Raw genomic sequence first — 21,938 nt, 5'->3', positions numbered from 1 at the left:
CCACCCGCCCTTGGCCTCGAAGAGGCGGTTTGAATGACGGAAATCGCGCATACCGCCTGGCACCAGGCATGGCAATTCGGTCATGTCGTGACGCGGCGCAAAAAACCCGCTATGCGCCGCCGCCTGATGGCTGATCAACATTCCCCGCTTGTCCTCCCTTCCGCGCCGCGTGTCGGTATGGTCAGCCTTGGCTGCCCCAAGGCTCTGGTCGATTCCGAACGCATCCTGACCCGGCTGCGCGCCGACGGCTATGACATGAGCCCGGATTATCAGGGCGCAGATGTCGTTCTGGTGAACACCTGCGGCTTTCTCGATTCGGCCAAGGCCGAAAGCCTGGCCGCAATTGGCGAGGCGATGGCCGAAAACGGCCGGGTGATCGTGACCGGGTGCATGGGCAACGAGGCCGATGCGATCCGCGCGCAATTCCCCGATGTGCTGGCGGTGACCGGCGCGCACCAGTACGAGGATGTGGTCGACGCGGTGCATGCCGCAGCACCCCCGGGCATGGGTCCCTACGTGGATCTGATCCCGCAAAGTGTACCCGGCGATGTCAAGCTGACCCCGCGCCATTACAGCTATGTCAAGATATCCGAAGGCTGCAACCACGCCTGCGCCTTCTGCATCATCCCCAGCCTGCGCGGGGGCCTGGTCAGCCGCCGCATCGATGCCGTGCTGCGCGAAGCCGAAAAACTGGTGGCCGCAGGCACCCGCGAACTGCTGATCATCAGCCAGGACACCTCGGCCTATGGCGTGGATGTGCGGCACGAGGAACGGCAGTGGAAGGGGCAACCGGTGCGCACCCACATGACCGATCTGGCGCGCGAACTGGGCGGCCTGCGCACGCCCCGGGGTGATGTGCCGTGGGTCCGCCTGCACTATGTCTATCCCTATCCGCATGTCGAAGCGGTGATCCCGCTGATGGCCGAGGGACTTTTGACGCCCTATCTCGACATCCCGTTCCAGCATGCCAGCCCCAAAGTGCTGCGCGCGATGAAGCGCCCGGCGAACGAGGCCAAAGTGCTGGAACGCCTGCGCACCTGGCGCGAAATCTGCCCCGATATCGCCATCCGGTCCAGCTTTGTGGTCGGCTTTCCAGGCGAGACCGAGGATGATTTCCGCTATCTGCTCGACTGGCTGGACGAGGCGCAGCTTGATCGCGTCGGCGCGTTCCGGTTCGAACCGGTGGCGGGCGCTGCGGCCAACACCCTGCCCGATCCGGTGCCCGAGGCGGTGAAGGAAGAACGCTATGCCCGGATCATGGAAAAGACCGAGGCCATCAGCCGTGCCAAGCTGGCGGCAAAGGTCGGCCGCACGATCCGCGTGATCATCGATGACGTGGGTGAAGCCGATGAAGACGGCGATATCGGCGCCACCGGACGATCGCAGGCCGACGCCCCCGAAATCGACGGCGCGGTCCATCTGCGCAATGTGCCCGCCACGCTGGCCCAGGGCGATTTTGTCGATGTCACGGTCGAAGAGGCCGATGCGCATGATCTGTTCGGGGTCATTTCGGGCACCTGAAGCCGGTTGCGCGACGCGCATCAGCGGCTAATCAGGAACGCATGAACCGAACCCTTCGCGCATTCGTCGCGCTGGCGCTGTGCGCGCTGCCGCTGTCCGCCATGGCCCAGGCGCTGTCGCCCGACGAGGCAACCGCGATCGACGCCGCGGTTACCGACACGCTGGCGCGTACCAAAGTGCCCGGCGTGTCGATTGCGGTGGTGCGCGATGGCAAACTGGTGCTCGCGCGCGCCTGGGGCAAGGCATCGGACAGGCTGGGCCCGGCCACGCCCGGGATGCCGTTCCAGATTGCATCGAATTCCAAACAATTCCTGGCCGCACTGATCCTTCGGCTGGCCGACGAGGGCCGCCTGTCGCTGGACGACAAAGTGGCCAGGTGGCTGCCCCAGGTGAGCCAGGCCGACCAGATCACCGTGCGCCAGTTGCTGTCGCACACCGCGGGCCTGCAGGATTACTGGCCGCAGGACTATGCATTCCAGGCGATGGCGACGCCCACCACGCCCGACGCGATCATTCGCCGCTGGGCGATGAAACCGCTCGATTATGCCCCCGGCACGCGCTGGCAATATTCCAACACCGGCTATGTCGTGGCGGGGCGCATCGCCGAACTGGCTGGCGGCGCGCCGCTGGCCAGCCTGTTTGAGACATACCTGTTTCACCCGCTGGGCATCCACCCGCTGTTCATCGACGATGCCAACGGTCCGCAATTTCCGCATGGCTACAACCGGTTTGCGCTGGGCCCGGTGCGCGAGGTGACCCCGCCCGCGCACGGCTGGCTGTATGCCGCGGGCGAACTGTCGATGACCGCAGCCGAACTTGCGCGGTGGGACATCGCGCGGCTTGATCGCACGGTGCTGACGCCGAAGGACTGGGCCGAACAGGAAACTCCGGTGCGGCTGACCGATGGCACCAGCACCGATTACGGCCTGGGCGTATTTGTCGCCGAACGCGACGGGCGCCGGTTGATCAACCACGGCGGCGAATCGGTCGGGTTCCTGTCGCAAAACACCGTCTGGCCCGACGATCGCGCGGCGGTGGTGGTGCTGACCAATGCCGGCTTTGCCGATGTGCAGGGCACACTGACCGAGGCAATCGGCAAAGTGATCCTGCCGCGCGCCATCCAGGCGCAGACCGGCGAAGTTGCCCGCCTCGCCGATGCCCGCGCCGAATGGGCGGCACTTGGCAAAGGGCACCTGATCGCCAGCCATTTCACCGATGACGCCCGCGCCTATTTCACCCCGCAAGCCGTGGCCGATTACCGCACGTCGCTGACCGCGCTGGGCGCATGCACCCTGACCGCGCGGGCAAAACCCCGCCTGCGCGGCGGTTTCGTCAACCGCAATTTCGCCGCCCGATGCCACGGCCACGACTACACCGTGATCACGTATGCCGAACGCGGCCCCAAAGGCCGCTGGGAACAGTTCCTGATCAGCCAGGATTAGCAGCCCGGGACACGCCCCCGGACGCGCAGGCCCAATTCGAATTCAGGACGGAGTCTGGGCCTTGCAGCGGTCGTCCGCGGACGACGATCCACACAAATAGACCGATTTTATCAGATATGTATTGGCAAGCGCATCTGATTTCATCTCTTCGATGACAGCGTTCATCTGATCCTTTGAAAACGACTGTATGCCACCCACGGTACTGGGCGCGACATGTCGTTCACGCAAAACGACGTACTGCGCGTCATTGCCCTGGATGATTTTATAAAAAATCTTCAAGCCAAAGGATGTACCGCGCTGCCGGCCACAATAGACCTGCCCGTATGCGACATTAAATCCGCCTTCGATCTGTGCTTTGGGACCATTTGCGCGTACCGCATCGCATTTGCCGCCGGCCAGTTGAATTATACCTCGAAGCGCCACGGACGGGTCCGCGCCGCGTTTTTCGGGAAGCGCCATGGCGACAAGGATATCCTTGTAATGGTCAGCGTTTTGGTCGGAGGGCACGCGTTCGATCAGAAATTTCGCGCCCACAGTGTCGTGTGTCACCTCTTTCCAGACCTGGGCATCTGGATATGGCTCCAAGACCAGGTGCTCCGGCAGTTTTTCCGTCGACGCTCCAACGGACAAAAGCGCGGCTGGAACCGCCAAAATGGATTGCATCATCACGGCGCGCTCCCCCCGGAAATTCGGCCAGCTTCGACCGATCGATCGTACGACAAAGTCAGGCTATTGCGCAGTCGTTGATCGCGTCAACAAAAAGACGGCAGCCCGGCCCCGGATCAGGCCCGGGGCGATGGTGGGGTGCGGGTGTGCAAATCCTTGTGTCGCGCGCGATAATCGGCGCCGCGCGCCTGGCCCGATGCGCACTCTTTGCGCACTCTGGCCATCCATCACAAATTCGCCTAGAATTTAAGGAATCGATTAAAACAACATCCGGAGATGGTAATGGGCGCTGGCGTGGCAAACGGGGATGGTCCGCTTGATGTGATCATCGTCGGTGCGGGGATTTCGGGCATCGGCATGGCCGCGCATATGCAGGCGATGTGCCCCGATCAACGCTATCTGGTGCTCGACCGGCGCGAACGCATCGGCGGCACCTGGGATCTGTTCCGCTATCCCGGGGTGCGTTCGGACAGCGACATGCACACACTGGGCTTTGTGTTCGAACCCTGGCGGCACGAAAAATCGATCGCCGACGGCCCTTCGATCCTGGAATACCTGGACCGCATCGCCGATGAACGCGGCATTCGCCCGCATATCCGGTTCGGCACGCAAGTCATTGCCGGCAATTGGGACAGCAGCGCCGGGTTGTGGCGGCTCGAGGTCGACACCCCCGAAGGGCCGCGCACGCTGGAAACGCGCTTCGTCTACCTGGGATCGGGCTATTACGATTACGATGATCCCTATGACGCGCAGATCCCCGGCAAGGCCGATTTTGCCGGGCAGATCGTGCATCCGCAATTCTGGCCCGACAATCTGGATTATACCGGCAAGACCGTGGTGGTGATCGGATCGGGTGCAACCGCGGTAACGGTGGTGCCGGCGATGGCTGCCAAGGCCGCACACGTGACCATGCTGCAGCGCACGCCGACGTGGATGGCATCGCGCCCGGCGCGTGACGGCATTGCCAATTTCCTGCGCCGCGTGCTGCCCGAAAAGCTGGCCTATCGTCTGACCCGGTACAAGAACATCACGATGCAATCGCTGGTGTTTCACCGCGCGCGCACCCGGCCGGACAAGGTCAAGGCATTCCTGACCAAACAGACCCAGTCGATGCTCGGCGACCATTACAGCGCCACCGATTTCACCCCGCCCTACGATCCGTGGGATCAGCGGCTGTGCCTGATCCCCGATGGCGATCTGTTTGCCGCGATCCGCGCCGGCAAGGCCAACGTGGTGACCGACCATATCGATCGCATCGATGCCACCGGGATCCAGCTGACATCGGGCCGGCATCTTGATGCCGACGTGATCGTTACCGCCACCGGGCTGACCATGACGATGGCGGGCAAGATCGCGTTCAGCCTGGACGGCGTGCCGATCGACTGGTCGCAGCATTATTACTACAAGGCGTGCATGTTTTCGAACGTGCCCAATCTGGCGGCGGTGTTCGGCTATCTCAACGCATCGTGGACGCTGCGCGCGGATATCATTTCCGATTATGTCTGCCGCCTGATCAACCTGATGGCAGAACGAAACCTGGCAGTCGCCACGCCGGTGCTGCCCGCCGATCACGATCTGGTCGAAGACGATCCGTTCGATTTCTCTTCGGGCTATATTGCGCGCGCGCGGCACCTGTTGCCCAAAAACGCATCGGACATGCGCTGGCGGCTCAATCAGGACTATGTGCGCGATCGCGCCTGGATGAAAAACGATCCGATCGACGATGGGGTGCTGCGGCTTGACCCCGCCCCCGCAGCATTGCCCCAAGAGGTGCTCGAAGCCGCGGAATAGGATGCTTGCGCCGCACCGGCATTGCTTTATCGATCGCGCATGATGACCCAAACCACCCGCATCTGGACCGCCGCGCTGATTGTCGTGGGCGATGAAATCCTGTCCGGCCGCACGCAGGACAAGAACATTGCCCAGGTCGCCTCGTGGCTGGGGGTGCAGGGCATCCGCCTGCGCGAAGTGCGCGTGGTGCCCGATGTGATGGACGCGATTGTCGAGGCGGTGAACACCTTGCGCGCGCGCAACGATTATCTGTTTACGACAGGCGGCATCGGCCCGACGCACGATGACATCACGGTCGATGCCGTGGCGCAGGCGCTGGGCGTGCCGGTGGTGATCCACCCGCGCGCGCATGCCATCCTCGATGCCTATTACGCCACGCGCGGCGGCCTGAACGAGGCACGGTTGCGCATGGCGCGCGTACCCGAAGGTGCGGGGCTGATCGAAAACCGGCTGTCGGGCGCGCCGGGCATTCATGCCGAAAACATTTTCCTGATGGCGGGCGTGCCGTCGATCACGGCACAGATGCTCGATGGCATGACCGGCACGCTTGAGGGCGGATTGCCGCTGCTGTCGCGCACTGTGGGCTGCTGGGTTGCCGAAAGCGAGATCGCCGAACTGCTGCGCGACACCGAACGCAACCATGACGGCGTGTCGATCGGCAGCTATCCATTTTTTCGCGAAGGCCGCGTCGGCGCCAATTTCGTGATCCGGTCGACCGACACCGCGGTGGTGTCTGCGTGCGCCACGGCGCTGTCCGACGCGCTGAGCGCCCTGGGCCGCGAACCGTTCGATGGCGGCATCTGACGTGCGCCGGGCGGGCGTGCTGTTGCTGGCGCTGACGGGCGCCTGCGCGCAGGCCGGCACCCTGACCGAATTCCGCCAGACGCTGGCCAGCCACGACAGCGCGACCGTTGCATTGGAACAATGGTGCGAACGGCGCGGCATCATGGCCCCGGCGCACGTGCTGGCCGTGGCGCAGGACGATGCCGCAGCCGTGCCCGCCAGCCCCGCAATCCGCGCGGCGCTGGGCGTGGGCGCGGATGAGCCGGTGCGGGTGCGGCACGTGCTGCTGACGTGCGGCAACACCGTTCTGTCGGATGCGCGCAACTGGTATGTTCCCGCACGGCTGACCCCGGACATGAACCACACGCTTGACACCACGCGTGTGCCGTTCGGCAAAGTGGTGGCGCCGATCGGCCTGCACCGCGTACCACAGGCCCACGCTTCGGCCGCGCCGTGCCCTACGGGTACGATCCAGCACGACACCGCCGTGCTGCACCGCAATGACGGGCTGGCCTACAGCCTGGTCAGCGAATGCTATACCCGGGCCAACATCGACCCGCGCTGAACGTAGATTCCGAAGCTGTTTTGTGACCGGGATCAAGGACAAGCCTGCCCGACCGTGGCCTGATGTTTTCTCATCAGGGGATGACCATGACGGTCCTGACAGGGGAATCCACATGCCACGCTTATCCGCCAGCCGTCGGCATGCGCTGCACAACGCAACGCTTGCCTGGCGTGTCGTGCTGCCCGCAGCCATCGGCCTTGCCGCGCTGGGCCTGACCCGCCCGGCCGCAGCCGTGCCCAGCTTTGCCGACCAGACCGGGATGCCGTGCCAGGCCTGCCATGTTGGCGGCTTCGGCCCGCAATTGACCGCGTTTGGCCGCGAATTCAAACTGAACGGCTATACCCTGCGCACCAAGCCGTTCAACGTGCCGCTGTCGGCCATGGCGATCGGGTCCTATACCCACACCCGCGCCGACCAGGTGCCACCGCCCGACAATCTGAAAGCCAACGACAATGTCACGTTCGATCAGGGCAGCGTGTTTCTGGGCGGATCGATCGGCCAGCATGTCGGCGGGCTGGCCCAAGTCACGTATGATGGCATCGGCAAGCATTGGTCGTGGGACAACCTCGACATGCGCATCGTAAACCAGGGCAAACTGTTTGGCGCCGATGCAACCTACGGGTTTGACATCAACAACAACCCCACCGCGCAGGATGCGTGGAACAGCACCCCGGCCTGGGGCTGGCCTTATACCGGCGGCGCGGTGGCGCAGACCCCGGGGGCGGCCACGCTGATCGATGGCGGGCTGGCGCAGCAGGTCATCGGTGTGTCGGCCTATGCCTGGATCAACCACCATGTCTATCTGGAGGCAGGCGGTTATACCACGCCGGCGGCAGGCACGCTGACCTGGCTGGGTGCCGATCCGATCGGGCTGGGCGATATCAACGGCGTGGCCCCTTATGGCCGCCTGGTGTGGCAGCACGACCTGGGCAAGGGCACGGTGCATCTGGGCGCGTTTGCGCTGAAAGCTGCGATCAATCCGGCGCGCGATCGTTCGACCGGGCTGACCGATCACTATGCCGATGTGGGCCTTGACGGGTCATATCTGTTGCCCATGGCCAAGGGCGATACCCTGACGCTGCAGGGGCGTTACACGCATGAAGCGCAGAACCTGGCGGCTACTTGCGCGCTGAACGCGCTGCCGGGCGGTTGCGCGCGCACCCATCTGGGCGAATGGCGCGGCGATCTGGCCTATTCCTGGCGTGGCAGGGTCGGCCTGACGCTTAGCGCGTTTACTATCACCGGCCCGGCCAACACGTTCCTGTATGGCGGGCCGTTTGCCCGGCCCGACAGCAACGGCGTGATGACGCAGATCGATTACACCCCGTGGGGTGCCGGCAACGGGCCACTGGGGCCGCTGGTCAACGTCCGGTTCGGCGCGCAATACACCGCCTACGGCCAGTTCAACGGCACGCACAGCAATTTCGATGGAAACGGTGCCAATGCCGCCGACAACAACGCATTGCGGCTGTTTACGTGGGTTGCGTTCTGAAACGAAAACGGGCCGGGATTGCTCCCGGCCCGCTGTTCTTGTGCACCGACCCGCAAGGATCGGCGGCGTTGGATCTCAGTGTCCGTAAACCTGGCCAACGTCGACCTTCAGGCCGGGGCCCATCGAGCTCGACAGGCCGACCTTGCGGACATACTTGCCCTTGGCGCCGGCCGGCTTGGCCTTGACGATCGCATCGACAAACGCGTCGAAATTCGCGCGCAACGCTTCGTCCGAAAACGACAGCTTGCCGATACCGCCGTGGATGATCCCGGCCTTTTCAACGCGGAATTCGATCTGGCCGGCCTTTGCCGCCTTGACCGCATCGGCCACGTTCGGCGTCACGGTGCCCAGCTTCGGGTTCGGCATCAGGCCCTTGGGGCCCAGGATCTTGCCCAGGCGACCCACCAGACCCATCAGGTCGGGGGTGGCGATGACACGGCCGTAATCGACGTTGCCGCCCTGCATTTCTTCCAGCAGGTCTTCGGCACCGACGCGGTCGGCGCCAGCGGCCAAAGCCGCTTCGGCCTTGTCACCGCGTGCGAACACGGCAACCTTGACGTCCTTGCCGGTGCCCGAAGGCAGCGTAACCATGCCGCGGACCATCTGGTCGGCGTGGCGCGGATCGACGCCAAGGTTCAGCGCAACTTCAAGCGATTCGTCGAACTTGGCGCTCTTGAGTTCCTTCAGCAGCGCGATGGCTTCATCGATGCCGTAAAGCTTCTGGTTGTCGCCCAGCTTGGTGGTCAGCGCCTTGGTCTTCTTGGTCTGCTTTGCCATCGGATCAGCCCTCCACAACCTGGATGCCCATCGAACGGGCAGAACCTTCGATGATCTTCGACGCCTGTTCGATGCTGTTGGCGTTGAGATCCTTCATCTTGGCGGTCGCGATCTCGTCCAGTTGCGAACGCTTGATCGTTCCGGCAGTCGTCTTGCCCGGCAGCTTCGAACCCGACTTCAGGTTCAGCGCCTGCTTGATGAAGAACGTGGCCGGCGGAGTCTTGGTGATGAAGGTAAACGAGCGGTCGGCATAGACGGTGATCACCGTCGGCAGCGGCGTGCCCTTTTCCACTTCCTGAGTGGCGGCGTTGAATTCCTTGCAGAAACCCATGATGTTGACGCCGCGCTGACCCAGTGCGGGCCCGATTGGCGGCGACGGCTTGGCTTCGCCAGCCTTGATCTGCAACTTGATGTAGCAGTCGATCTTCTTGGCCATGGTGGCCTCCTTGTCGTCCTGTTGGGGTTGCCCCCGCAGAGTTAGCGGTCAGACAGCACCAGATGGTGCCTCCCGCAGCGGAATCACCCGACCAGGGCCGGGTGAAGGCGGCGCGGGTAACAGCACGCGCCGAAATTGCAAGCTAATCCTCTTTCGGGTCAGCAAGGATCGGCAGATTACTTGACCAGTTCGACTTCTTCGAAGGCCAGTTCGACCGGCGTTGCGCGACCGAAGATCGACACCGACACCTTGACGCGCTGCTTTTCGAAATCCAGTTCCTCGACCACGCCGTTGAACGACGCAAAGGGGCCCGCGTTGACCTTGACCGAATCGCCGATCTCGTAATCGACCGCGACCTGGGTGCTGGGTTCGGCAGCGGCCGCTTCGCGCGCGCCGAAATAGCGCTGGGCTTCCTTTTCGGAAATCGGCTGCGGCTTGTTGTTGGTGCCAAGGAAACCGGTCACTTTGGCGGTGTTCTTGACCAGGTGATAGATATCGTCGTTCAAGGTCAGCTTGGCCAGCACATAGCCGGGCATGAACTTGCGTTCGACCTGGATCTTCTTGCCGCGCTTTACCTCGGTGATCGTTTCGGTCGGCACTTCGACCGCTTCGACAAGCTGGGCCAGGCCCTTGCGCTCGGCTTCGGACAGGATCGCCTCGCGCACTTTGTTTTCAAAGCCGGAATAGGCGTGGATGATGTACCAACGGGCCATGGTGGGTTCCTGAATTAATCCGGCCGGGCGCGGGGCACCGGCCGCGGCAATCATGCCAGCGAAAGCAGCAGACGAACGACATAACCAAACAGGCTGTCGACCCCGAGGAAGAACACCGACAGCAACAGCATCATCAGCGCGACAAAGATCGCGGTGGTGGTGGTTTCCTGGCGGGTGGGCCAGACAACCTTGCGCGCTTCGGCTTTGACCTGATTGAAAAACTCGGTCGGGCTTGTCCTGGCCATGGCTGCGATTGTGCCTTCAACGAAAGAATTGCCAACGAAAGGTTTGCTACGAAACAAACTGCGTCTTTTACCTAGGGGCCATCGCCGCCCCGGACAAGTCCGGGAGGGGCAGGCAGGGCTCCAAGGTGCGGGAGAGATTCGCATCTAGTCGGCAGCGGTCAAAAACGCAAGAGCAGCGCGCAGCGGGTGCCGCGAACCGCGCCCCGCCGCACCGCCATGCAAAAAATGCCAGTTGCGCGTGCCGCAAAGGCGTGGCCAGATGCGCAACGACCGGGGGGCAATCCCGGCACACGATGAAACGTGGTGATGCCACAGGCACGCAACCTGCGGCACCCGACCGGGAGAGAGCATGCATGGGCGGGCCGCACCTCGCCTGGGCTTTGGCTGTGCCAGGCACCGCCGAACGCACAGCGCATATTTTCACGTTTGACGGCTATCTGCGCTTCTGGGCAGAGGATCGACCCGATGCGATCGCCATCGACACCGGTGCCGACCTGATCCGCTTTGCCGAACTCGATCTGGTAACGGCCAAAGTGGCCGCCGGACTTGCCGACCTGGGCGTGGGTGCGGGTGATCGCATCGCGTGGTACGGGCATGATGCCGCGCTGTTCCTGGTTGTGCTGTTTGCGGCAGCCCGCAGCGGGGTGGTGATGGTGCCGATCGACCCAGCACTGCCCGCCGCAATGGCGCGCACCATTGCCGACGACGCCGGGGCCAGGCTGGTGTTTGCGCAGCGCGACCAGACTGTGCAGGACGCAGATTTTGCGGGCCTGTGCAGCGTGGTGCGGGTGTTTGACCCGGACCAGACCCGGGCGTGGATTGCCGGTCTGCGGCCTGGCGGCTTTGCGCTGCCGTCGCCCAACGCAGCCGTGCTGCAGATCTACGAGACGGCCTGCACCGCAGGCCGGCATGGTGTCGTCTTGTCGCATTGCAATCTGCTTGGCCTGCGCAAGGCTGTGCTGGGCCACGACCTGCCCCATGTCGCGCCCGACGATGGCGAGGCGATGCTGGTGGCGATGCCGTTCTGGCAGATTGCCGGTATCGGCCCGGTGGTGCTGGCGCTGGCGGCCGGGCTGGCGGTGGCCGTGCGCAGCGCGGATGACCCCGGCGCGATGATCGATGCGCTGGCCAAACGCCGCGCGACCCGGCTGTATATGGCGCCCGATACGCTTGCGGCGATGCTGTCGCGTCCCGAACTGGCACGGATCGGACGCAAGCAGGTGCGCATGATCGTCTGCGGGCCCCGCGCCCTGCCCACCGGACTGCGCCGCGCGGTGCGGACCAGGCTGGGCGCGACCCTGATTCGCAGCTATGGCGTGCCCGAAACCGCAGGCACGGTCGCCATGCTGCCGCCGGGGATTGCCGCGGGCCCCCACGCGGTGGGCCAGGCGCTGCCGGGGGTGGAAATCGGCATCGTCGATGACGCAGGCAATGCCGTGCCGACAGGCGCCACCGGCACGATCCGCATCCGCTCAGCCGGCACGATGCTCGGCTACTGGAACCAGCCGCAGGCGACCGCCGCAACGCTGACGCACGATGGCTGGATCGTGACGCGCGATCGCGGATACCTTGATCCCGACGGCGTGCTGCATCTGCATCACGGTGATGGTTAGGCCACCGCGCGCACCGCATTGCGCCCTGCGCGTTTGGCCTCGTACAGCGCCAGATCCGCACCATCGAACAGCGCCTCGCGGCTCATCCCCGGGCGCAGTTCGGCAAGACCGCATGAAATCGACGCCAGTACGACCACATTGCCCGCGGTCACGATCGGCTCTGCCGCGACCAGGCGTACGATGCGATCGCAAATGGCGCGCGCCGCCTCGACACCACAGCGGAACAGGATCGCGAATTCATCGCCGCTCAGCCGCCCGACCACATCGGCTTCACGCGTGCCCGTCATCAGCCGCCGGGCGATTTCCACCAGCGCGGCATCGCCTGCCGCATGGCCGTGGGTGTCGTTGATCGCTTTGAAATGATCGACATCGATCAGTGCCAGCGTCAGCCGCCGATCGGGCATATCGTCTGCCGTCTCGATCGCGCGGGCAAGCCTTTGGCGAAACCCGGCCCGGTTGAACACACCGGTCAGATCGTCGGTTTCGATCCGTCTGGAAATTGCCATTTCGCGCGCCTTGCGCACCGTGATGTCGCGCAACGTGATGACCGAGCCCACCATCTGCCCCGGATCGTGCGGCGCGATGCGCAACGATGCCTCAAGCGTCAGGTGCGCCTGCCCTGCCGGGCGCAGCTCGACCGTGCGCAAACCGTCGTGCCCGCGCACGGTTTCGCGGTACAACTGGCCCAGCGCCAGTCCGGCGCGTGCCACCACCGCATCGATCGGCAATCCGACCAGCGTATCGGGATCCAGCCCCAGATAATCGTAGACCGGCCCATCGGCCCAGCGACACACGCCGGCGCCATCCAGCCCGATGATCGCATCGGGAGAATGCGCCATCACCAGCCGCAACAGTTCCTCGCGCTCGGCCAGAAGCGTGCGCGCCTCGGCGCGCGAGGCAACGATCGTTGCCACCGGCAGGGCGGTGCACAACAAGACCGCCAGATACAGCTGAAAACAGACCACTTCAAACGCCATGTCCTGGTGGAGAATGGTCATGGGGCCGCCATGATGGATCAGCGCGATCGCGCCGATCACCGCCACCATCATCACCCCGGCCTGGGTGGCCAGCCGGCCCAGCCCGAACGACAGCAGCAGCAGTGTGGGGAATGGCAGAAACAGCAGCGGCATGCGGCTTTGTCCAAAGACGATCAGCGTGACGCCGGCGTGCGCAGCAAACATGGCAATACCGCGCAACAGGTCGGTGCGCGACTGGGATTCAAGCGCGCGGGCATAACTGCCATCGAACACCGCCTTGAAAAACGGGGTGAAGATTACAAAGCCCAGCGCATTGCTGCAAAACCAGCGTACAAAACTGGGCCAGGCCGGCTGTCCAAATATCGCCGCTGCAACCGCCGTGCCCAGAATGGCGCCCAGCAGGGGTGCAGCCAGGCCCGCCGCCAGCAGAAACCGCACGATCGTGCGCCCGTCGGTCAGGATATCGCGATCGCACCGCGCGCGCGCCACCCCAGGGCAAACGCAACAGGTGTGCGGCCAGCAGGGTCTGGCCCATGTTGATCGCACCATACAGCACGACACCACCGGTCCAGCCGCGTTCAACCCCGTTGCCCAGCAGATTGGCCAGCCAGCCCGCCAGCAGCAGCACCGGCCAGTCGCGCCCGGATCGCGCCAGCAACAGCGCCAGGATCACCGCATCGGACGGCCACACCGTTGGATGGTTGCGCCCGTCGCTGGTCAGCGCGATCGTGGCAATGGTCATGCAGACATAGGCGGTGGCCGCGATCAGTGCCCACACGCCCTGTTCGCGCAACGCGCCGCGCCTTGCCGCCGGACCCTTATGTTGCAACCCCACCATTGCGGTCATCTTTGGGTAAGACAGATGAAGCCCGTCTTGCCAAAGGTGGTTGACGGCGATTCATGGATCGCGCGGTGGCGGATCGGTCACACGCACCACCGCCCCGGACACACGGCATGCGGCGGATTCAAAGTTGCTGTGGGAAAATGGCAGGAGTGGAGGGATTCGAACCCCCGGCCCTCGGTTTTGGAGACCGATGCTCTACCAGCTGAGCTACACTCCTGCAGCCAAAGGGCTTTGCCCCGGCAAGAGCGACGCCCATAGTGGGTTGACGGATGGGATGCAACCGGGGAGATGATCATTTCGAACTGCCATGGCGCGCGAAGATCCACAGACCATTCCGCCCGAGCTGTTGCTGCGGGCCTATCGTGCCGGGATCTTCCCGATGGCCGACAGCCGCGACGATCCCGAGATCTATTGGGTCGAGCCGCGGATGCGGGCCATTCTGCCGCTCGACCGGTTTCACCTGTCGCATTCGCTGGCGCGGACGTTGCGACGGGGGCGGTTTCGCGTCAGTTGCAACACCGCGTTCGATGCGGTGATCGATCACTGCGCAGCACCACGCCCCGATGCGGAAGAAAGCTGGATCAGCGCGCGGATCCGCGAAAGCTATCGCGATCTGCATGCGCTGGGTGCGGCGCATTCGATCGAAACCTGGATGACCGGGCCCGATGGCGTGGAACGGCTGGCTGGCGGGCTGTACGGGGTGGGCTTTGCGCGCGCGTTCTGCGGCGAAAGCATGTTTTCGCGCGCATCCGATGCCTCGAAAGTGGCGCTGGCCTGGCTGGTCGCGGCGCTGCGCCGCGGCGGGGCCGAATTGCTCGATTGCCAGTTCACCACGCCGCACCTGGCATCGCTTGGCGCGGAGGAAATTCCGCAGTCCGAATATCTGGTCCTGCTGGCGCAGGCGTGTCGCCCGTTGCAGCCGGGCGAGGCATCGCTTTATTGCGGTGCAGCCTCTTCCACCGGGGCATCATCATCGCCGGCGGTGTCGGGGGCAGGTTCGCTCTTGGCCTTGGGCTTTGCCGCCCTTGAGGCCGATGCGGCGGGATCTTCCTCTTCGCCCGGAAATTTCATCGCGCAGTCCTTGACCCACACGTCATAGACCGGGTGTTCGGCCACGTTGAGCGATGGCGCATTCTTGAACAGCCAGCCCGAAAACACCTTGTGCCAGGCCAGCTTGTCCTGGATGCTCGCGCGCTCTTCGACGAACAGCTGCACGAAAGCGCCGGTTTCCTGCGGGTCTTCCCACGGGGCGGTGCGTTCGCACGTGGCCAGTTTGACGATCACATTGCCCACCCTGCGCGATTCGCCGGGCTTGAGCACGATGTCCTGGGTGATGTTGTTGCGCTTGTTGATCAGGCCCAGCGTCGCCACGCGATCCTTGACCGGGGTGCCGTAATCGCTTTCCACCACACCGCTGGCCAGCGCGGCAGGGCCGGCGGTCTCGGTCGCTTCGGCCGGCGGCGGTGCTTCGGACTGACGGCCGCAGCCCGCCACCATCAGGGACAGCAGGCACAGGCATCCCGCCGATCGGATCACGTGCTTGTGCGGGCCGGACATCGGATCAGCGCGCCCGTACGATCAGACCTGGTCGGGCGACCAGGCTTCGTAATCGCCGGTGGCCGCGGCACGGTGTCCGCCACGCTCCAGCGCGCCCTGCGGGCGATAGGCGGCCGAAGTGCCGGTGGCATTGGCGGTAAATTCGGCTTCCCACACGCGTGGCGGGGGCAGATTGCTTTCGGGCACGCCGTCGAAATTGCCGTGCAGCCAGCCATGCCATTCGGCCGGCACGCGGCTGGCATCGTTGGCACCGTTATAGATCACCCAGCGGCGTTCGCGCCCGGCAAAGGGATGCCCTTTGGGAAAGGGCTTTTTGGCACGGAAATAGACATTGCCCTGCACATCCTCGCCCACGCGCACGCCGTTGCGCGCGCTGTCAAGCATGGTGCCGAAGGTGGCGCCGTTCCACCAGGTGAAGATTTTGCCAAGGATGCTCATGGCCGTTGCGCTTAGCCCTTTCCGGGGTGCGGAGGCAAGGTGCTCGTGCGGTGTTTGCTGTCGGCGCGCACCTTACCAGCTGACGGTGTCGCCGGGCTTCATCCCGATCTGTGCGGCGCGCCCTGCATTCAGCTCGAGCACGGCGGCGGCATCGCCCTTCGATGGCAGCGCGGTTTCGTCATAGGGCACCGCATTGGCGGCAATGTTCAGCACCTTGTGATCGGCGCCGATGAAAATGATATCCAGCCCGATGACCGTGTTGCGCATCCAGAACGCCGCCGGGCGCGCCGGGATCATCGGAAAGATCATGCCTTCGTCTGCGCCCATCGCATTGCGGAACATCAGCCCTTTTTCCTGCTGCGCAGACGAAGCGGCAACTTCGACCCGGAACCTGTGCTCCCCGGTCGCGGTCACCACCCGGAGCGGGATGACCGCCAGCCCCGACAGCGGATGAACCTGCGGTTCGCTGGCGCTTGCCGAGGCGCTGGCGGCGGTGTCGCCCGCCGCCACTGGTGAACAGGCGGCAATACCAACCAGCAGGCTGCCCGCAGCGGCCAGGCCGGTCAGCATGGCAAAGGTCTTACGAATCATCGGCTTCATCCACCCATTCCTGTGCTGCGTCACTGTCGGCCGCATCGATCATCGCGCTGGCCGCGGCAAAGGGATGCCCGGCTCGCACCATCGCCGCCACCTGCCGCGCCCGCGTGGCGGGATCAATCCTGCCCTGACGCTTGTCGCCATTTTCATGTGAACCCGTGCCGAACGGGCCCAGTCTGCGGCGCTGCGCAAAGGCCAGCGCCGCCGCCCGCCGTTCGCGCTCGCTGCCGCTGGCCTGCGCCACCAGCGGCGCATCGATGCCATCGCGACCCAGTGTCTGGGCAATGCGCCGCGCGCCAAAGCCGCGCCGCATCAGCCCGGCGCCACGCGCCAGCGCAAAGCCGGCATCATCGACATATCCGCGCGCCACCATGCGTTCGACCAGCGCGGGCACATCGGGCGTGCCCGCGCCTTCCCATCCGCGTTCGCGGATCTTGCGTTTCAGATAATCGCCCAGCCGCCCGCTGCTGGTGGCAAAGCGCGCGACATAGCCCAGCGCCATTTCATCCAGCCGCGCCTGATCAAGCGGCCGCGCCACCTTTCGGCCGCGGTTCCGGCCCGTTTCGCCCTGATCGTCCATCATTACGCCTTATTCGTGCCACAGTCGCGGATATAGGAGAAGTCTGGCCCGATCCGCCAATGTGTGTCATCGGGCCACCGCAGGAATGCCCATACCACAACAAATCCCGGGGTAGCAGATGACCGTTTCCGAAGCCCTCCGCGATACAGGGGCGATCGTGCCGACACCCAATGACGACGCACAGCCGCGTCGCTTTGCCGATTTCGCCACGTTCTGCGATGCGCTCGACTATGCCGCCGCGGGTGCCTGCGGGTTCAATTTCCACGATGCACGCGGCGTGCTGGCAAAAGTCTATCCCTATTCGCAGCTGCGCGCCGATGCGCTGATCGCGGCGCGGCGGCTGATCGCGATGGGCATCAAGCCCACCGATCGCGTGGCGCTGATCGCCGAGACCGGTCCCGACTTTGCCGCGCTGTTCTGCGGCACGATCTATGCTGGCGCCTGGCCGGTGCCGCTGCCGCTGCCCACCAGTTTCGGCGGCAAGGACAACTATATCGACCAGATCGCGGTGCAACTGGCCAGTTCCGACCCCAGCGTGTTGCTGTACCCGGCCGAAATCGGCGAAATGTGCGCCGCCGCGGCGGGGCGCCAGGGCTGCCCTGGGATGAGCTGGGACGAAGTGGCGGCGATCGTGCCGGCCGAGGGCGCATTGCCGCCTGCCGATCCCGATGCCATCAGCTATCTGCAATATTCCAGCGGATCGACCCGGTTCCCGCATGGCGTGGCGGTAACCCACCGCGCGCTGCTGGCCAATCTGGCGGGCCATTCGCACGGCATGAAAGTGCAGCCCGGCGATCGCTGTGTCAGCTGGTTGCCGTGGTACCACGACATGGGACTGGTCGGATGCTTTCTGTCGCCGATCGCCAACCAGGTTTCGGTGGATTTTCTGCGTACCGAGGATTTTGCGCGTCGCCCGCTGGCCTGGCTCGACATGATCAGCCGCAACCCCGGCACCACCGTGTCCTATTCGCCGACATTCGGGTACGATATCTGCGCGCGCCGCATTTCCAGCCAGACGCATGTCGCCGAACGGTTTGACCTGTCGCGCTGGCGCATTGCCGGCAATGGCGCCGACATGATCCGCCCCGATGTGATGCAGGGCTTTGTCGACGCGTTTGCGCCGGCCGGATTCAAGGCGGCAGCGTTCCTGCCCAGCTATGGCCTGGCCGAAGCGACACTGGCGGTGACCGTCATGCCGCCGGGCGAAGGTATCCGGGTCGAACTGGTCGAAGAAGAACGCCTGTCGGGATCGCCGCGCGATCTGTCGCGCCCGGCGCGGTACCGCGCGATTGTCAATTGCGGGCTGCCCGTGCGCGGCATGGAAATCGCGATCCGCGGCGAAGACGGGCAAAGCATCGCGCACCACCATATCGGCAAAGTATGGTGCCGCGGCTCGTCGGTGATGCACTCGTATTTCCGCGATCCCGAATCGACCGCCGCCGCGCTGGTCGATGGCTGGCTCGACACCGGCGACATGGGGTATCTCAACGCGCAGGGATACTTGTTCATCGTCGGCCGGGCGAAGGACATGATCATCATCAACGGCAAGAACCACTGGCCGCAGGATATCGAATGGGCGGTGGAACAGCTGCCCGGATTCCACCAGGGCGATATCGCCGCATTCTCGATCGAGACCGAAACGGGTGAAGAAGCGCCTGCCGTATTGGTGCATTGCCGCGTGTCGGACCCGGCCGAGCGCCTGCGCCTGCGCGATCAGATCCGCGATAAAGTGCGCGCGATCACCGGCATGAACTGCGTGGTGGAACTGGTGCCGCCGCGCACGCTGCCGCGCACCAGCTCGGGCAAATTGAGCCGCGCCAAGGCCAAGAAGCTGTATCTGAACGGCGAGATCGCACCGTACCAGCTGGCGGCGTAACGGCGCGACCGACCGATCCCCCAAACGGCAGAGACGGGACGGGTCAGAACGGGATCATCGTGCCATCCCAGGCGAAAAATCCGCCGCTGTCAGCAGGCGTCAGCCCGTCGATCACGCGCAGCAGCGCGGCGGCGCTCATCGCGGGCGTGAACAGCTTGTCGGGTGCAACGCCGCGCTGAAACGGCGCGGACAGCGCGGTGGCGACGGTGCCGGGATGCAGTGCTGCAACCACCGCCCGGGGATGGCTGCGCGCCCATTCGATTGCAATTGTGCGCAACAGCATGTTCAGCGCCGCCTTCGACGCGCGATAGGCATGCCAACCGCCCAGCCGGTTGTCGCCGATCGAACCCACCCGCGCCGACAAGGCCGCGACCACACAGCGCCGCTCGCGCGGCAGCAGCGGCTGCACCGCGCGCGCGATCATCGCGGGCACGATCGCGTTGTCGGAAAATTGTTCGGCCAGTGCCCCTGCATCCAGTTGCCGCAGCGCCTTTTCCGGACCGCTGCCGTCGGCTCGGGTCAGCCGCCCGGTGGCGATCAGGACAATGTCGAGCGGCGCACCGAGCGCGGCCACGGTCTGCGCCAGGCTTTCGTCCAGCGCATCGAACGTGAAAGGCACGATCTTTGCCCCTTGCGGCACAGCCCCACGCCGCGATCCGGCAAAGACCGCCTCGACATCATCGCGCGCGACCAGTTGCCCCACCAGCGCGGCACCGATCCCGCCCGAGGCCCCGAACACCGCGCATCGCATCATCGTCGTTTCACTTTCCATGCCTGGGTGTCGGTGGCGATGCGCATGACCGCCGCCAGCACCGCTTCGTCGGCCGGCCGCAACTCATCCAGTCTGCCCCCCGGCAGATAGTAGGCGGTCACTGCCAGCGGCGCGCGGAATTGACCACCGCCCACCGGGGCAAGCACCAGCGCCAGATCGTTGATCCGGGCAAGCGCCTCGGGCCCGTATTCGGTGCCGGTCTTGTCGCCCGCCTGCCATCCGGCGGGCAGTCCTGCGCGCAGGCGGCCAAGCCCGGTGGAGCAATTCTTCATCCAGCCCCACAGCAGCGCACGCGATGCGCCCGACAGCACACGGCCGGTCAACACCCGGCCAAGCGTTGCCGCCATTGCGGCGGGCGTGGTCGTGTCGTGCACTTCGCCCAGGCCCACGCGGTTAAGCATGGGCTCGTTATGGTCCAGCCGGCTGACCTCGTCGCCCATTGCACGCCAGAATGCGGTCAGCGCGGCCGGGCCGCCAAACCGCGCCAGCAGCAGGTTTGCCGCGGTGTTGTCGCTGCGTTCGACAGCGGCCTGCGCCAGGGCCAGAATCGACATGCCTTCGCGCCCGGCCAGCGCCTCGTCGCCCGCGGTGCGTGTTGCCGCGGCACCGGTAACCGGTGAGGCCGGCAGCACATCGAGCACCGAATAGGCCAGCACCTCGTCCCCGCGCGCGCGCCCGGCGTCGATCTGGGCCAGCACCATCGCCGCCAGCGACAGCTTGAACGTCGAACAATGGGCAAAACGTTCGTCCTGGCGCCAGCCAAAGCCGTGCCCCGTCGCGCAATCGCGCACCATCACGCCCAGCTGCCCGCCCGACCGGCGTTCGAGCGCGGACAGCATGGCCACGCCCGCCAATGGCGCCTTGGCCAAGGCAGGCACGGGAACAACGGCGGCGGCCAGTGCGCCAAGCAGGGTACGACGATGCATGATGACAAGGCTAACCCGAATTCCGACCAACCGCCAAGGGCCATCGACATGACACCCTTGCGGGAAGCGCCACATCGGGCCATCTTCGCCGTTATCAGACGTCTCCAACCGAGTGTTCCCATGGCCACAAACGCCACCGATGCCGCCCCGACCCTGACTTTGACTCCGCCCGATCCGGTGCCGGTGGTCGCACCGCAGGCCGCCGCCGGGCTGGTGCCGATTGCCGAGGGCACAAAGACCAAACTGGAAGAGCGCGCCGACGCCTTTGTTGCCGAGCTGATTGCGCAAGATGCCGCCAGCCCCGAATTCGGCAAGCGGGTCGATCAGCTGACCGCGCTGGGCGGCAAGGAAATCGCGGCAGCGGCGGGCATGTCGAACCGGTTTCTCGACCGCCCGGTGCGCGCAATGGACAAGGACAGCGGCGTGGGCGCCGACCTTGCCGCGCTGCGCCGCACGGTCGAGGATCTTGATCCGGGCAAAAAGGGCGTGACCACCGGCGGGCGCAAGTTCCTGGGCGTGATCCCGTTCGGCAACAGCGTGAAGAAGTATTTTGACGGCTATGTCTCGGCGCAGGGCCATATCAAGTCGATCCTCGACCGGCTGGCCTCGGGCAAGGATGAGTTGCTGAAGGACAATGCCGCCATCGATGTCGAACGCGCCAAGCTGTGGGACGCGATGGGCAAGCTGGAACAGATGATCCACATTGCCCGCACGCTCGACCAGAAACTGGAAGATGCCGCGATCGACCTGGATCACACCGACCCGGCCAAGGCCAAGGCCCTGCGCGAATCGGCGCTGTTCTACATCCGCCAGCGTACGCAGGACCTGCTGACGCAGATGGCGGTGACGGTGCAGGGCTATCTCGCGCTCGATCTGGTCAAAAAGAACAATGTCGAACTGGTCAAGGGCGTCGATCGGGCGGGCACCACCACCGTGGCCGCGCTGCGCACCGCGGTCACCGTCGCGCAGGCGATGACCAACCAGCGGCTGGTGCTGCAACAGATCACCGCGCTCAACACCACCACCGCCAACATCATCGATGCCACCGGTGCGATGCTGAAGGACAACACCGCGCGCATCCACGAAATGGCGGCATCGAGCACGATCCCGCTCGAAACGCTGCAACGCGCATTCCAGAACATCTATGACACGATGGATTCGATCGACACCTTCAAGCTGAAGGCGCTCGATTCGATGAAGCAGACGATCGGCACGCTGTCGACCGAAGTGGAAAAATCCCAGGGCTATATCGCCCGCGCGCAAGGCACCGGGCCCAACGGCAGCGCGGCGCCGCATCCCGCGCTGACACTCGACGGCGAAGCCTGAG

21 protein-coding genes, 1 tRNA gene and 2 pseudogenes are annotated in these 21,938 nt (G+C 64.9%); 10 read left to right on the top strand and 14 right to left on the bottom strand.

What is annotated here, in order from left to right; translation table 11 throughout:
• Positions 1-111: 111 nt before the first annotated feature.
• A complete protein-coding gene (rimO, locus tag G404_RS0104030; protein WP_036520352.1) occupies positions 112-1,521 on the top strand; it encodes a 30S ribosomal protein S12 methylthiotransferase RimO in 1,410 nt (469 codons plus the stop codon).
• A 41-nt stretch (positions 1,522-1,562) separates the two neighbouring features.
• Positions 1,563-2,963 (top strand): serine hydrolase domain-containing protein, encoded by a 1,401-nt coding sequence (locus G404_RS0104025; RefSeq protein ID WP_028639951.1) that lies wholly within the window; start codon positions 1,563-1,565, stop codon positions 2,961-2,963.
• A 42-nt stretch (positions 2,964-3,005) separates the two neighbouring features.
• Here the strand turns inward: G404_RS0104025 and G404_RS0104020 are convergent, their stop codons facing one another.
• Entirely contained in the window at positions 3,006-3,632 is a 627-nt protein-coding gene (locus G404_RS0104020) for a hypothetical protein (protein WP_156906183.1), read from the bottom strand.
• Between the two features lie 291 nt (positions 3,633-3,923).
• On the opposite strand from G404_RS0104020, the gene G404_RS0104015 reads away from it, so the two are divergent.
• From G404_RS0104015 to G404_RS0104000, 4 genes are all read left to right on the top strand, one after another.
• Entirely contained in the window at positions 3,924-5,420 is a 1,497-nt protein-coding gene (locus G404_RS0104015) for a flavin-containing monooxygenase (RefSeq protein ID WP_281170250.1), read from the top strand.
• A gap of 42 nt (positions 5,421-5,462) precedes the next feature.
• Complete coding sequence (locus tag G404_RS0104010; RefSeq protein ID WP_028639948.1) at positions 5,463-6,224, top strand: competence/damage-inducible protein A; 762 nt, start codon at positions 5,463-5,465, stop codon at positions 6,222-6,224.
• Positions 6,211-6,768, top strand: coding sequence for a hypothetical protein (locus G404_RS17985; RefSeq protein ID WP_156906182.1), 558 nt, complete (start codon positions 6,211-6,213; stop codon positions 6,766-6,768). Before G404_RS0104010 ends, G404_RS17985 begins: the two co-directional genes overlap by 14 nt.
• A gap of 112 nt (positions 6,769-6,880) precedes the next feature.
• Positions 6,881-8,260 carry a hypothetical protein gene (locus G404_RS0104000; protein WP_028639947.1) on the top strand — a complete coding sequence of 460 codons (1,380 nt, stop codon included), beginning with the start codon at positions 6,881-6,883 and terminating at the stop codon, positions 8,258-8,260.
• 75 nt (positions 8,261-8,335) lie between these two features.
• Here the strand turns inward: G404_RS0104000 and rplA are convergent, their stop codons facing one another.
• From rplA to secE, 4 genes are all read right to left on the bottom strand, one after another.
• Positions 8,336-9,037 carry a 50S ribosomal protein L1 gene (gene rplA, locus G404_RS0103995; RefSeq protein WP_028639946.1) on the bottom strand — a complete coding sequence of 234 codons (702 nt, stop codon included), beginning with the start codon at positions 9,035-9,037 and terminating at the stop codon, positions 8,336-8,338.
• Between the two features lie 4 nt (positions 9,038-9,041).
• Positions 9,042-9,473, bottom strand: coding sequence for a 50S ribosomal protein L11 (gene rplK, locus G404_RS0103990; protein ID WP_028639945.1), 432 nt, complete (start codon positions 9,471-9,473; stop codon positions 9,042-9,044).
• A 176-nt stretch (positions 9,474-9,649) separates the two neighbouring features.
• Entirely contained in the window at positions 9,650-10,186 is a 537-nt protein-coding gene (gene nusG, locus G404_RS0103985; RefSeq protein WP_028639944.1) for a transcription termination/antitermination protein NusG, read from the bottom strand.
• A gap of 50 nt (positions 10,187-10,236) precedes the next feature.
• Positions 10,237-10,431, bottom strand: coding sequence for a preprotein translocase subunit SecE (gene secE, locus G404_RS0103980; protein WP_028639943.1), 195 nt, complete (start codon positions 10,429-10,431; stop codon positions 10,237-10,239).
• Positions 10,432-10,784: 353 nt separating this feature from the next.
• Between secE and G404_RS17980 the strand changes: the two genes are divergently transcribed.
• A complete protein-coding gene (locus G404_RS17980; protein ID WP_169719681.1) occupies positions 10,785-12,044 on the top strand; it encodes an AMP-binding protein in 1,260 nt (419 codons plus the stop codon).
• Here G404_RS17980 and G404_RS20965 read toward each other — a convergent pair.
• The 3 genes and pseudogenes from G404_RS20965 to G404_RS0103960 form a co-directional block, all read right to left on the bottom strand.
• The gene (locus G404_RS20965) at positions 12,041-13,570 is read right to left on the bottom strand and encodes a sensor domain-containing diguanylate cyclase (protein WP_342663690.1); all 1,530 of its coding nucleotides are present in this window, start codon (positions 13,568-13,570) and stop codon (positions 12,041-12,043) included. The genes G404_RS17980 and G404_RS20965 overlap by 4 nt on opposite strands.
• Before the next feature lies 1 nt (position 13,571).
• Positions 13,572-13,763: pseudogene (locus tag G404_RS20960) on the bottom strand (sensor domain-containing diguanylate cyclase); the annotation flags it as partial.
• 243 nt (positions 13,764-14,006) lie between these two features.
• Positions 14,007-14,082, bottom strand: a tRNA-Trp gene (locus G404_RS0103960).
• Between the two features lie 90 nt (positions 14,083-14,172).
• Here G404_RS0103960 and aat point away from each other — a divergent pair.
• Positions 14,173-14,964: a leucyl/phenylalanyl-tRNA--protein transferase gene (gene aat / locus G404_RS0103955; RefSeq protein WP_028639942.1), complete on the top strand. Its 792-nt coding sequence runs from the start codon at positions 14,173-14,175 to the stop codon at positions 14,962-14,964.
• Positions 14,965-14,999: 35 nt separating this feature from the next.
• On the opposite strand, the pseudogene G404_RS20020 reads toward aat, so the two are convergent.
• From G404_RS20020 to G404_RS0103935, 4 genes and pseudogenes are all read right to left on the bottom strand, one after another.
• Positions 15,000-15,362: pseudogene (locus tag G404_RS20020) on the bottom strand (DUF2155 domain-containing protein); the annotation flags it as partial.
• A gap of 81 nt (positions 15,363-15,443) precedes the next feature.
• Positions 15,444-15,860 carry an NADH:ubiquinone oxidoreductase subunit NDUFA12 gene (locus G404_RS0103945; protein WP_028639940.1) on the bottom strand — a complete coding sequence of 139 codons (417 nt, stop codon included), beginning with the start codon at positions 15,858-15,860 and terminating at the stop codon, positions 15,444-15,446.
• A gap of 72 nt (positions 15,861-15,932) precedes the next feature.
• On the bottom strand, positions 15,933-16,460 hold the full coding sequence (locus G404_RS0103940; RefSeq protein WP_051280127.1) for a DUF192 domain-containing protein: 528 nt from the start codon (positions 16,458-16,460) through the stop codon (positions 15,933-15,935).
• Positions 16,441-17,037: a regulatory protein RecX gene (locus tag G404_RS0103935; protein WP_028639938.1), complete on the bottom strand. Its 597-nt coding sequence runs from the start codon at positions 17,035-17,037 to the stop codon at positions 16,441-16,443. Before G404_RS0103935 ends, G404_RS0103940 begins: the two co-directional genes overlap by 20 nt.
• Positions 17,038-17,155: 118 nt before the next feature.
• On the opposite strand from G404_RS0103935, the gene G404_RS0103930 reads away from it, so the two are divergent.
• Positions 17,156-18,913 (top strand): fatty acyl-AMP ligase, encoded by a 1,758-nt coding sequence (locus tag G404_RS0103930; RefSeq protein ID WP_028639937.1) that lies wholly within the window; start codon positions 17,156-17,158, stop codon positions 18,911-18,913.
• 43 nt (positions 18,914-18,956) lie between these two features.
• On the opposite strand, the gene G404_RS0103925 is transcribed toward G404_RS0103930, so the two are convergent.
• Both G404_RS0103925 and bla read right to left on the bottom strand, forming a co-directional pair.
• Complete coding sequence (locus G404_RS0103925) at positions 18,957-19,664, bottom strand: SDR family NAD(P)-dependent oxidoreductase (protein ID WP_028639936.1); 708 nt, start codon at positions 19,662-19,664, stop codon at positions 18,957-18,959.
• The gene (gene bla / locus G404_RS17970) at positions 19,664-20,611 is read right to left on the bottom strand and encodes a class A beta-lactamase (protein WP_036520251.1); all 948 of its coding nucleotides are present in this window, start codon (positions 20,609-20,611) and stop codon (positions 19,664-19,666) included. Before bla ends, G404_RS0103925 begins: the two co-directional genes overlap by 1 nt.
• Before the next feature lie 120 nt (positions 20,612-20,731).
• Here bla and G404_RS0103915 point away from each other — a divergent pair, with 120 nt between their 5' ends.
• Positions 20,732-21,937 carry a toxic anion resistance protein gene (locus tag G404_RS0103915; protein ID WP_028639935.1) on the top strand — a complete coding sequence of 402 codons (1,206 nt, stop codon included), beginning with the start codon at positions 20,732-20,734 and terminating at the stop codon, positions 21,935-21,937.
• The last annotated feature ends 1 nt before the right edge of the window (position 21,938 follow it).

It is taken from the genome of Novosphingobium acidiphilum DSM 19966 (assembly GCF_000429005.1).
Lineage (GTDB): Bacteria > Pseudomonadota > Alphaproteobacteria > Sphingomonadales > Sphingomonadaceae > Novosphingobium > Novosphingobium acidiphilum.
The sequence above is the reverse complement of the archived record's forward strand: the minus strand, read 5'-3'. Positions and strand labels throughout refer to the sequence as shown.